The sequence below is a fragment of the Paenibacillus sp. GbtcB18 genome, from assembly GCF_019091125.1.
GTDB lineage: Bacteria > Bacillota > Bacilli > Paenibacillales > NBRC-103111 > Paenibacillus_F > Paenibacillus_F chitinolyticus.
Genome location: NZ_JAGXJX010000008.1, coordinates 43,637 through 55,632 on the forward strand (window position 1 = coordinate 43,637; position 11,996 = coordinate 55,632).

The 11,996-nt window shown below is 52.1% G+C and carries 11 protein-coding genes; 10 read left to right on the forward strand and 1 reads right to left on the reverse strand.

The features are described from left to right. Positions 1–125 precede the first annotated feature (125 nt). The 3 genes from hpaB (at position 126) to KVT34_RS21575 (ending at position 2,660) form a co-directional block, all read left to right on the forward strand. Positions 126–1,598 carry a 4-hydroxyphenylacetate 3-monooxygenase, oxygenase component gene (gene hpaB, locus KVT34_RS21565; protein ID WP_217560957.1) on the forward strand — a complete coding sequence of 491 codons (1,473 nt, stop codon included), beginning with the start codon at positions 126–128 and terminating at the stop codon, positions 1,596–1,598. Between the two features lie 193 nt (positions 1,599–1,791). Then, on the forward strand, positions 1,792–2,088 hold the full coding sequence (locus tag KVT34_RS21570) for a putative quinol monooxygenase (RefSeq protein WP_217560959.1): 297 nt from the start codon (positions 1,792–1,794) through the stop codon (positions 2,086–2,088). 167 nt (positions 2,089–2,255) lie between these two features. Beyond that, positions 2,256–2,660 (forward strand): VOC family protein, encoded by a 405-nt coding sequence (locus KVT34_RS21575; RefSeq protein ID WP_217560961.1) that lies wholly within the window; start codon positions 2,256–2,258, stop codon positions 2,658–2,660. Between the two features lie 90 nt (positions 2,661–2,750). Here KVT34_RS21575 and KVT34_RS21580 read toward each other — a convergent pair whose 3' ends face one another. Beyond that, positions 2,751–4,628: a bifunctional metallophosphatase/5'-nucleotidase gene (locus KVT34_RS21580; protein ID WP_217560963.1), complete on the reverse strand. Its 1,878-nt coding sequence runs from the start codon at positions 4,626–4,628 to the stop codon at positions 2,751–2,753. A 286-nt stretch (positions 4,629–4,914) separates the two neighbouring features. Between KVT34_RS21580 and KVT34_RS21585 the strand changes: the two genes are divergently transcribed. The 7 genes from KVT34_RS21585 to KVT34_RS21615 all read left to right on the forward strand — a co-directional run bounded on the left by KVT34_RS21585 (position 4,915) and on the right by KVT34_RS21615 (position 11,935). After that, a complete protein-coding gene (locus tag KVT34_RS21585) occupies positions 4,915–5,880 on the forward strand; it encodes a DNA-binding transcriptional repressor DeoR (protein ID WP_217560965.1) in 966 nt (321 codons plus the stop codon). Between the two features lie 76 nt (positions 5,881–5,956). Continuing rightward, the gene (locus tag KVT34_RS21590) at positions 5,957–6,790 is read left to right on the forward strand and encodes a purine-nucleoside phosphorylase (RefSeq protein WP_217560967.1); all 834 of its coding nucleotides are present in this window, start codon (positions 5,957–5,959) and stop codon (positions 6,788–6,790) included. 273 nt (positions 6,791–7,063) lie between these two features. Beyond that, positions 7,064–8,377: an amidohydrolase family protein gene (locus tag KVT34_RS21595; RefSeq protein WP_217560969.1), complete on the forward strand. Its 1,314-nt coding sequence runs from the start codon at positions 7,064–7,066 to the stop codon at positions 8,375–8,377. Between the two features lie 117 nt (positions 8,378–8,494). After that, on the forward strand, positions 8,495–9,715 hold the full coding sequence (locus tag KVT34_RS21600) for an NCS2 family permease (RefSeq protein WP_254635067.1): 1,221 nt from the start codon (positions 8,495–8,497) through the stop codon (positions 9,713–9,715). 617 nt (positions 9,716–10,332) lie between these two features. Continuing rightward, the gene (locus tag KVT34_RS21605; protein ID WP_217560971.1) at positions 10,333–10,482 is read left to right on the forward strand and encodes a hypothetical protein; all 150 of its coding nucleotides are present in this window, start codon (positions 10,333–10,335) and stop codon (positions 10,480–10,482) included. Between the two features lie 26 nt (positions 10,483–10,508). Next, positions 10,509–11,282: a MerR family transcriptional regulator gene (locus KVT34_RS21610; protein ID WP_217560973.1), complete on the forward strand. Its 774-nt coding sequence runs from the start codon at positions 10,509–10,511 to the stop codon at positions 11,280–11,282. Further along, positions 11,279–11,935 (forward strand): GAP family protein, encoded by a 657-nt coding sequence (locus tag KVT34_RS21615; RefSeq protein ID WP_217560974.1) that lies wholly within the window; start codon positions 11,279–11,281, stop codon positions 11,933–11,935. The genes KVT34_RS21610 and KVT34_RS21615 overlap by 4 nt, the downstream gene beginning before the upstream one ends. Positions 11,936–11,996 lie beyond the last annotated feature (61 nt).

Consider the following 11,996-nt stretch of genomic DNA (forward strand, 5'->3'; position numbering starts at 1 on the left):
AAGACTTGTCCCCCAGACTCATCTCAGGATAGAAAATCGCTCCGATTACCCGCTCATTAGGTACCCGCTCATACCAATCCGCCTTCGCCCGAATAATGTAACCCTAGAGTGAGGAGGCGATTCTAATGCCCGTTAAAAACGGCAGCGACTATATAGAACGGATTAACCGGCATCTTCCGGACGTCTGGATTGCGGGAGAACGGGTGCGGGGATTGATTTCGGAGCATCAAGCTTTCAAGGGACTGATGGCGACACAAGCTTCCATGTATGATATGCAGCAGGCGGAGGAATGGCAAGCGAAAATGACGTATGCTTCACCTTCGACAGGGGACCCGGTCGGGTTATCCTTCCTGCAGCCGAAGACGAAGAAAGATCTTGCGCTGCGCAGGCAGATGATGCAGGCGTGGGCATCGGCCCATCACGGTTTCCTGGGGCGCGCTCCCGATTATATGAACACGGCCATCATGGCTTTCGCCGCAGCGGCGGGTCTGATGGAGAAGGAATCTCCCGAATACGCGGATAACTTGAGGCGGTATTACGAATACTGCCGGGAAAACGACGTGACGCTCTCACACGTGTTCATTCAGCCGAAAGCGGCGAGAATGCCCGCTTTTCTGCGGACCTTCGAGGAAGACGCCGCCGCCCGGGTGGTCGAGAAGAATAAAGACGGGATCGTGGTCCGAGGCGCGTTCTTGCTGGATACGCAAGGGGCGACGTCGGATGAAATCCTCGTTTTTCCGGCCCCATTTCCGTACGGGGGCGGCGAGGACAGTCCGTACGCGTTTGCTTTTGCGGTGCCGAGCAATCTGGCCGGCGTGAGCTTCGTATGCAGGGAGAGCTTCGTCGGGGGCGAATCGGCCTACAACTACCCTTTGAGCTCCCGGTTTGAGGAAATGGATACGCTGGTCCTTTTTGAAGATGCGCTCGTGCCGTGGGACCGTGTATTTATATGCGGGGACGAAAGGATGGCCTGGCAGCTTGTGGACGAAAGCCGGTTCCATACCCACGCAGGTATGCAGATCATGTGCAAAAATATCGCTAAAACGGAATTCATTCTGGGCACACTTGAACGAATGGTCGAAGTAGGAGGGCTCGACGGCTTCAGCCATGTAACCGAGAAAGTAACGGAGGTTATCGTGGCTTTGGAGACGCTCAAGGCGTTCCAGATTGCGGCGGAAAAAGGGGCGTCCCGGGACAAATGGGGAAGTATGCTTCCCGACTCGAGACCGCTTCTTGCGGCCAACTCCTATTTTCCGAAAGTGTATCCGCGGTTTTTGGAAATCATCCAGCTGCTCGGAGCCAGCGGGCTGATCATGATTCCGGACGAAGCGGATTTCGGCACCGAGATCGGCGGGCAGCTGAACCTTTACTTGAGGGGGATTGACCTGAGCGCCGAAGAAAACGTGAAATTATCCCGGCTTGCGTGGGAGCTCAGCGTCAGTGCGTTCGGCGGCAGGCAGGCGGTTTACGAGCGTTTTTTCTTCGGAAACGCCGCGGTTGTAGACGGACGTTTGTACAACACCTATAAAGAACGGGAGGCGTTAGGACGCCGGGTCCGGGATTTCTTGTCGGGAAAAGACGGAAAGGGACTGGGTTAAGTTTTGCCGGTAACAGTTGAAAAAGTTTCGGCCCGGGCCGGGGCTTTTTTTGCTTTCCGGTCTTTTTTCTTTTATATTTTTTATAAATTAATATTTTATTATTGAAGTAATTAATGAAGCTAACGTTGGGAAAAGATACAAGAGAATCCCCTGCGGGAAGAGGCTGTCTACTATAAAAGGAGGCTGACATATCATGATTATTATTCACGCGGCCATGCGGCTGCAGCCGGGCAAAGACGAAGCGTTTCTGAAAGACATTCTTCCGCTCGTGGAAGCTTCGAGAGGCGAGAGCGGCAACGTTTCGTATGATCTGTACAAACATGCGGAGAAGGAGCACACCTATACGATGGTGGAGGTCTGGAAGGATCAGCAGGCGGTGACCAGCCACAATTCCAGCGCTCATTTTACGGCTTTCACCGGCAAAGCCGGCGAATTTCTCGCCGCTCCGCTCGATGTGAAAGTGTATGCGGCCGAGGCGGTAAAGGTTTAGAAGATCGTGCAAAACAAGCTGTCGCCTGAATCTTACAGACCGGCGGCTTGTTTCTTTTATCGGGGATAAACATTGCGGCTCTCCTGAAGATGGATTATCATCGAGTTTGTGCACAGCCTGTACACATACACACATTTCATAAGCAGGCCGCGAAGGAGAATGGCGTTATGTCCGCAAAAGTTATCCACCACATCTGCATTCAAACGGATTGTTATGAACAATCGCTGGTTTTTTACCGGGATGCGCTCGGCTTCGAGGTTGTGCAGGAAACGCCCGGTTTTCATACACGGGCTTATAATTCCTGGCTGCGGCTCGGCGAGTTCTATATCGAGCTGCAAACCGGCAAGGCCGGTGAAGAGCTTCAGCCGGTGAATACGGGTTCACGGGGAATCGTTCATTTTTGTTTATGGGTGGAGGATCTTGAAGAAGAGGTCCGCCGCTTAAAGGAATCGGGAGCTGAGTTCAGGCTCAAAAACGGTGAGGAAATTTATACGGTAGAAAACGGAAAGCTGTGCAAGCTGACGGCGCCCGAAGGGACGATCATCGAACTGAGGGATACGAAAGGGATCTGACCGAAAAAAGAAAGGCCCGCAGACGGGATATTCTGCGGGCCTTTTTATTTTTTGAGCAAGCCGCTAACGGGTACGGGAAGCGTGCAGCTCTTATTTTACTTCGACGATACGTCCTTCGACTTTCGGATTAACGGTTCCCTGCTTGATCAAGGCTTCTTCCACGACATCGTAAAGCGTGAAGCCGGAGTCGAACACTTTCTTATCCTTCATCATGGCATAACCGTCGCCGCCGGCCGCGATAAAGTCATTCGTAGCCAGCTTGTAGGTTTTATCCGGGTCAACCGGCTCGCCTTTGACCTTCAGCTCGACCACTCTTTCGCCTGCGGGTTTGCTGCGGTTGTAAGTGAACGACATGCCGCCGATTTGCGGGAAGCGTCCTTCGCCGCTCTCCACTTTGCCGACTCCGTTTTCGAGTGCCGCTTTCAGCTCGCTGCCCGTAAGCTCCAGGACGACCAGGGTGTTCGGGAACGGGAGCACGTCGTACAGATTTTTCTTCGAGATGTCTCCGGCTTTCACCTGGGTCCGGATACCGCCGCCGTTAATAAGCGCAACATCGGCTTCCTGTCCGCCGATTGTCTTGGTTTTGGCGAGCATAGCATCGGCGATCAGGTTGCCGAGATTGGTTTCCTTCGCGCGCACGAGGGTGCGTTCCCCGTCAAGCTGAACGTCGGTTTTGGCGATTTTCACATCAAGCTGCCCGTCAACGCGGCCGACGATATCTTTAACGAGTTTCGCCATTTCGGCATCGGGTTCTACTTTCTCGTCATACTCGATCAGGCCGCCGGTAAAGCCGACAAGCTCCTTGTTGTAATAGTACAAGTCCGCGCGGCCCATCGACTTGCCGTACTCCCAGTCCTGCACGATGTACGTGCCGTTTACGAGCTCCGGCTTCGTCAGTTGGGTGTGGGAGTGGCCGCCGATGATCAGGTCGATGCCGGGAACGGTCTTCGCCATTTCGCGGTCGACTTCGATGCCGTTATGGCAGACGACGATGACGTGATCGACTTTCTTCTTCAGCTCGGGCACAAGCTGTTTCGCTACTTCGATAGGGTCCTTGAACTCCAGCGCTTTTACGTTATCCGGATGAGTCACGATCGGTGTATCCGCGGTCGTAAAGCCGAGGATGGCGAATTTCTTGCCGCCGATTTCGGTATAATGCACCGGCTGGAGCAGCTCCGTGCCGTCTTCTTTTTTGAACACGTTGGAAGAAATGATCGGGTGATCGACCATGCCTTTGAGCTTGAGCAGCTGCTCGTAGCCGAAATCGAATTCATGGTTGCCCGCCGCCTGTGCGTCGTAATCGAGGTAGTTCAGAAGCGGCACGATGGACTCGCCTTTGAACAAATTGGCAAAAACGGTTCCTTGGAAGGTATCTCCCGCATCCATCAGCATAAAATTACGGTTTTCCGCCCGCATTTCTTTCACGAGCGTTGCGATTTTAGCGTAACCGAACTCTTTCAGCGACTTGTTTTCTTCGATGTGTCCGTGAACGTCGTTGGTATGTCCGATCGTAATATGTAAGGTGATGGCTTCGCCGAGGGCCTGCAGAAAATCTTTCCGGGATACGGAGTCGGCACCGGCCGTCAGTTTGACGTCATACCCGGCTTTTTTGGCGATTTCGGTAACGGCTGCGGCGCTGAGTACGGCGTTCGGCGTGTTTACTTCCGCTTCGCTCAGCAAGCCCTGCTTTTTGGCCCAGGACAGGGAAGCCGAGGCCCAGTGGGAAATCGAAGCGTCCGCCGTCAGGGAAGCTCCTTTGGAGCGGGCGAGAATAGTTGCAAGCTCCGCCGTCGAAACGCTGCGATCTAAGGCCAGGGCGCCGCCTTCGTAGCCTTCGATGATCGCTTTTTTTTGCATCCAGTCGGTATGAGTGATTTGCGGTGCCGTCTGGGCGTAAATCGAGGTTGCCAGAATCGAAGAAATGATTGCGCTTACAGATAAAGCTGAAACAAATTTGCCTTTGAACAAAAGAATTCCCCCTTAACAAAAGTAGCCCCATTGTAACATGAGCGTTTGGGGGCAACAATAGAGGGATAGCGAACATAGTTTGTCAATTTGTGCACGGTCGCCGCCGTAAACGCTCTCAAAAATGGTATAATGAAGAGAAGTGCTTATTGAACTCACGCTCATCTTCATTCATTTCCGGCCTGGATTGGATTGATTTTCATAAAAGGATGTTTTATACTCAGGAAATGAAATGATGTCACTTTTATATTGAACATAATTTCATGATGCGAGGCAGGGAAAAGCTCCGATGGAAGATGAAAAGCTCAGAAAGATAATCGAGGTAGCCAAATTATACTACCAGCTGGACTATAATCAGAACCAGATTGCGCAAATGCTCGGCTTATCTCGTCCGACCGTGTCGCGCCTGCTGCAGCAGGCCAAGACAGAAGGAATCGTGAAGATTCACATCGCGGACCCTTCGGAAGATTGCGAAGCTCTTGCGGTTACGTTACGGGAGAAGTTCCATTTGAAAAAAGCGGTCGTTGCCTTCGTGCCGACTTATGACGACGAAATCGTCAAGAAATTTATCGGCGAAGCGGCTGCGCACTACTTGATGACCACGGTAAAAGACAAAGATATTATCGGGGCTTCGTGGGGAACCACGATGTACCAGGTGGCGGCGAACCTCCAGCAGAAGGGGCTGACGGATTCCCGCGTCGTGCAGTTGAACGGGGGTGTGAGCCATGCGGACATCACGATCTCTCCGTCCGAAATCATCTATCTGTTCAGCCGGGCGTTCCATGTTACGCCGTATTTCCTCTATCTCCCGGCTATCGTCGATCATAGTCTGGTCAAGCAGGCGATTCAGTCCGACCGGCATATCCGCCGCGTACTGGATCTCGGAAAGCTGGCCAATATCGCGATCTTTACGGTCGGGCTGCCGGATGCCGAATCGGTGCTGATCCAGTCCAATTACATGACCGAGGAAGATTTGGAAGTCATTCAGAGCAGAGCCGTGGGCGACATTTGTTCCCGTTATTTCGACGATAAAGGACAGATCTGCCATACCAGCCTGAACGACCGCACCATTGGAATCGAACTGGAAGATTTAAAGGAGAAAGAACAGGCGATTCTCGTAGCCGGCGGAATGAGAAAGGTAAACGCCATTTACGGCGCTCTCCGCGGAGGCTATGCGAATACGCTCATCACTGACCAGATGACGGCCAAAGCGCTCATCGCCAAACATGACGGGGGGCAGACGGCAACGGCCTGACGGCGGGCCGGCACAATACGCGGCGCGCCCCTGCCGGGCTGTCTTGTCACGCACCGAACCAGGGGGACTTCACGAAATGACACAGACAACACAGACTAACCACGTATCGCAGGCGGCCGCCTATATTAAGGACAAGTTGTCCTTTACGCCGCAGGTCGGCCTAATTCTCGGTTCGGGCCTCGGCGTTCTCGCCGATGAAATCGAGAATCCGGTCGTGATTCCTTATCACGAGATTCCCGGCTTCCCGGTATCGACGGTTGAGGGACATGCGGGCCGGCTCGTATGCGGAATGCTGCAAGGCAAGCCGGTTGTCGCCATGCAGGGACGTTTTCACTATTATGAAGGATATGCCATGAACAAGGTCGTCTTTCCCGTTTTCGTCATGAAGCGGCTCGGGGTGAAGACGCTTCTCCTGACCAATGCCGCGGGCGGGGTCGATGTAAGCTTGGAGCCGGGGGACCTGATGCTGATCTCCGATCACATCAACCTGATGGCGTCCAATCCGCTGATCGGACCCAATGACGCGGAGCTGGGTCCGCGCTTTCCCGATATGTCCGAGGCTTACTCGAAAAGGCTGCGCGAAGCGGCTCGCGAAACCGCAGGCTTGCTGAACATGAGCCTGAAAGAAGGCGTATATGCGGGTCTCACGGGCCCTTCGTACGAAACGCCGGCCGAGATCCGCATGGTGCGGGCGCTCGGCGGAGACGCGGTAGGCATGTCCACCGTGCCGGAGGCAATCGCCGCGAGCTATGCGGGGCTTGAAGTGCTGGGCATCTCCTGCATCTCCAACATGGCCGCGGGCATCCTGGAACAGCCTCTTTCCCATGCGGAAGTTATGGAGACGACCGAGATGGTGCGCGCTAACTTCGTGGCGCTGATCAAAGGCATCGTCGGCCGCAGCGACCTGTAGCGGCCGTCCGGCCGTTCGGGCCGATACGCTCAAGGAATCCTGGATATTGCTGTCCAGGGTTCTTTTTTGCGCCCGGATAAACGAGTGGAACGCTTGGAAAGAAGGATGGCATAAAATAGAATGGGCAGACATAAAATAAATTTCAAATTAATATTTACATATGTTCAAACCATACCTATAATAGGTGTAATGAATTTGGGTTTCACAAATACTAGCCCCTGACAGCGGGTTTCATGCCTTACCTTTTTCTACAACTTAGATAAGTCTGGAGAGATGGTTTTGAATACAGCCTATGTGAACGGTCACTTTTTTACCATAGATGAAAGCAGCCGGCAGTACAAAAGCGGAATGATGGTCGTCAGCGGCGACATCATCGATTATATCGGCGCTCATTCCGGAGAACGGCTGGCCGCGGTGGACCGGGTCGTCGATCTGGGCGGCAAATGGGTTATGCCCGGCCTCGTCAATGTTCACTCCCATATCGTAATGACCATCCTGCGGGGGATCGGCGACGATATGCTGCTGAAACCGTGGCTGGAGACGAAGATTTGGCCGATGGAAGCCAGGTTTACGCCGGAGATCGCGTCTGTCAGCACCCGGCTCGGCATTCTGGAGATGTTGAAGTCGGGCACGACGACTTTCTCGGATATGTTTAATCCGAACGGAATCGACCTGGACGGCATCATGCAGGAAATTGCCGATACGGGAATCCGCGGCGCGTTCTCGCATACGATTTTCAGCCTGGGCACGGAGCGGCAGCAGCGGGACAACATCGCCAGCGCGGAGCGGTTCGCGAAACAGTTCCGCACGTTCGCGGACGGACGTCTGACGACGATGGTTGCGCCCCACAGCCCGTATGCCTGCACGCCCGCGGCGCTGGAGGAAAGCGCGCGGATCGCGGCCGAGAACGGTCTGATGGTGCATATCCACGTATCGGAGACGGATCTGGAGATCCGCGACATCGAGAGCCGCTACGGCGTGCGTCCCGTGGAGCACCTCCGCCGGCTCGGCGTGTTGGATCAGCCGACGGTGATGGCCCACGGTGTCGTGCTTAACGAGGAAGAGCGTGCGATTCTTCATCAGTACGATGTGCGCGTGGCTCATAATCCCATTAGCAACTTGAAGCTGGGATCGGGAGTGGCGGACGTTGCCGCGCTTCTGGAAGCGGGAGTCAAGGTCGGCATCGCCACGGACAGCACCGCCTCCAACAACAACCTTGATATGTTCGAGGAGATGAGGACCGCGGCCCTGCTGCAGAAAGGGATCTACAAAGACGCGAGCAAGCTTCCCGCCGAAACGGTGCTGGCTCTGGCTACTCGTGTCGGAGCCGAAGTTATCGGCATGGGCCATACGGGCTCGCTGGAGGCGGGGAAGAAGGCGGATTTCATCACGATCGATCCATCCGACAAGCCGCATCTTCAGCCGCTGGAACAGGCGTTTTCGCATTTGCTCTACGCCGCCAGCGGACGTGACGTCTGCGATGTGTATATCGGCGGAGCAGCCGTTGTCCGCGACGGAAGCTGCCTGACGATCGACGAAGAAAAAATCTTGGCGGAGGCCAACCGTCTGCAGGCTGAACTGCAATAAATCCGCTGCGCGGACTGCGGTTGACTGACGGGGCAGAGTGGAGGAATAGAAGTGATTCGGGGTCTTAACCGGTATTTTCAACTAGAAGCCCACGAGACGACGTGGAAAAGAGAGCTGATGGCAGGCCTCACCTCGTTCTTTACGAGCGCGTACATTATGCTCGTCAATCCCCTTATCCTGCAGGATACGGGGATGCCGCTGAGCGCGGGAGTGCTTGCCACCATTGCGGCGACTATTATCGGCTGTCTGATGATGGCTCTGTGGGCGAACGCGCCCATTATTGTCATCCCCGGCATGGGGCTGAACGCGTTCTTTACCTACACGATCGTCCAGTCGCTGGGACTTTCCTGGCAGCAGGCGCTTGCGGTTGTCGTCGTGTCGGGTGTCATTTTCCTGCTTGCGAGCGTGTCGTCGTTCGGAAGCAAAATTTTATCGGCGGTACCCGCGTCGCTGAAGCATGGGATTACCGCGGGAATCGGCCTCATGCTTACGTTTATCGGCCTGCAGAAAGGCCATATCATACAGCCCGATTCCGTCAACTACGTGGCGCTCGGCAGTTTTACGAGTCCGGTCACGCTGGCGACGCTTATCGGACTGGCAGTTACGTTTATGCTGTTTGTCCGCAACATAAAAGGAAGCTTGCTCATCGGAATCGGGTTTACCAGCGTTCTGACGCTCGGATTTGCGGGCAAGGGAGATCTCGCCGACAAAGCGGTCGATTTGAAGGCTTACGGGCAAGTCCTGGGAGCCGCCGATTTCAGCGTCATGCAGATTCCGTTCTGGATCGCGGTCTTTTCCATGACGATGATTGTCCTGTTCGAGAATATGGGTCTGCTCAGCGGCATGCTGCCCGACAAGGAAAAGTTCCCGAAGGCTTACCGGGTCGCGGCGGTGTCCACGATCGTATCCGGCTTTTTCGGGACCAGTCCGACCATCGCTTCCGCCGAGAGTACCTCCGGCATTTCCGAGGGCGGCCGGACAGGCATCCCTCCGCTCGTAACGGCGGTTCTGTTCCTGCTCTCCGCCTTGGCGCTGCCCGTCATCGGACTCATTCCCGGCAATGCCGTCGCGCCGGTGCTCATTATCATCGGAGCGCTGATGATGATGAGCGTGAAGGACATTCCGTTCAACGATTTCTCGGAATATTTGCCCGCGTTCCTGATCGTGGTGTGCATTCCGCTGACGTCCAGCATCGCCGACGGGCTCGCTTTCGGCTTCATCGCGTATCCTCTCACGAAGGTGGCCATCGGCCAATGGAGAAAATGCTCGCCTCTGCTGTACGCGATTGCGGCGCTCTTTGTCCTGAACTTCGTGGCTTCCGCCGTGTTCGTGCATTAAGCAGGGAAGTGAGCCTGCGGAGGGAGCCCGCCTCGCGAAACAGGGGACCCGCATGGTTCGCAGCTCCCGGACCCCGACAATCGGCGTCGCAAAACGGGCGGCCATCCACTGGAGTCCGTCCGAATCGGGCACCTATGCTACGATATTAAGGCGAGTGACCAGGAAAGTTTCTCGCTTCAAGCGTCGATTGCCCACAGCAATCGACTTTTTATTTTGAACGACACATTTATTAGATTTGGTTGATCAAACTTTCAATCTCTTGGGACTTAGACAATGTTCGGCTATCCAAAATGCCATATTGAGCAACTAATAGACACAATAACTCACGTTCTCTTAGTATAAGATCAATTGCGGTGAACCGTATCGCCGCTCATCCCGCATCCAACGACATCTAACGGATGAATCAAGAATATCAGAAGCCTGGTTCCATTAGAAAGATGGAAAGCAGGCTTCTTTTGTTAATCTTCTGTGAGTGAAATAGTTTGCAGTTTCTACTGATAAAAAACTTGAAAGTGACGTTGCGTCATCTTGTATACTCAAGCAAATGATGAGGTTCCTCTTAAGTTATGTTCATTAAGTCAGGGAGAAAGAGATTTGTACAAAAGGGATGTGTAAAAATGAAACAAGGAGATATCATTATTTATGCATGTGTCATTATAGGAGCAGGAATTGGACTTATGTTGGATCGAGCATTTCCCGGAGTATTAGTCGGATTAGGATTGGGCTATCTAATCAAAAATGCTGTATATAAAGATACAGAAAACTAGAATTGTCCATCGTTGGAGGTGTCAGCTTGATTCATATCAAAGAAGTAGCGAAACAGACTAAAATCACGGTCAGAACACTTCGGTACTATGATGAGATCGGATTATTGACAGCTTCCTCCAAAACAGAAGGGGGACATCGTCTATATTCTGATGAGGAAATGAAGAAGCTTCAATATATCCAATTTTTCAAAGGAATGGGTTACAAGTTGCAAGATATTAAAGATATATTATCTGACTCCAATTGGAATTGGCCGAACAGTTTGAAAAGCCAGTTAGCTTATATCCTTGAAGAACAGGAAAGATTGAGAGAAATAGAGTCGTCTGTGAGGGAATTGATGAATGGGATTGCAGTCGAAGGAGGGGATGAATGGCTTGCGGTACAGAAACTTATTCAGTTATCGAGTCAAAATAAAAAAAGATTGCTAACCTTTAAGGAGAATGGGTTTAACGAGAAGGAAATTAAGCTGTGGACAAAGCTCCCCAAAATGAAGGGAGAAGACCCTGATTCTCTGGAGTGGATTGCTTTGTTAGGTCAGATAAAACGTTATACGAAAGAAGATCCTGCTTCATCAAGAGTGCAAAACATAATACGCCGTATGTTGGAAAAACAAATGGAAGAATTCAAAGACGAAAACGAATTTATAAATAAATTATGGGATTTGAGGAAATCCCCAAAGCAATCTGAGAAACTAGGACTTTATCCTATCGATAAGGAAGTTCTTGATTTTATGGAACGAGCATATGACATTCACATTTCTTGCCTACAAGACTCTTCCTTCGAGCAAGGAGAAGAATCATGAATCTGGAACTCCTTGTTTCGGTAGGGGGATTAGCCTTATTAGATACGCTGAGTCCTGCAACATTAGGGGTGACGGTATATTTGCTGCTAACTGAAAAGGAGCGATTAAGTTCTCGCTTAATGATTTACTTGGTTACAGTAGCGGCATTTTATTTTTTTGTAGGTGTTGCTTTCATGTTAGGCATGGATATGTTACTAGCTGCGTTCTCCTCCATCTTTCAAAATCGGATTGTGAGCTGGGTTACGCTTATCATTGGGGGAATTCTGTTTATAGCCAGCTTTTACTACCCAGAGAGTAAAAAATCGGATTTGCCAAGGCCAAAGTCCAAAAGTAAGACATCCATGATTGCACTCGGGTTCTCGACATCATTGATTGAGGTGGGCACGGCATTTCCGTATTTTGCTGCTATTGGTCTTATGACAACCTCCAATTTAGCAGTTTTTCAGTGGCTCCCGATTTTAGCCGGTTATAATTTCATAATGGTACTTCCGCCATTAATTGTGTTTTCCTTGCATTTATTGTTGGGACGTGTGATGCAAAGACCATTGGAAAAGCTTCAAATCAAGATTTCAAAGCATTCAGGATCGGCTATTTCGTGGATCATGTGTATCGTTGGGCTGATTTTGATTTTTAATAGTTTGGATTATCTGTAAAGAGTTTAATGTATGCGGTTTGCTATCTAAAGATGTTAAGCTAACGGGTTCGTTAGTTAAA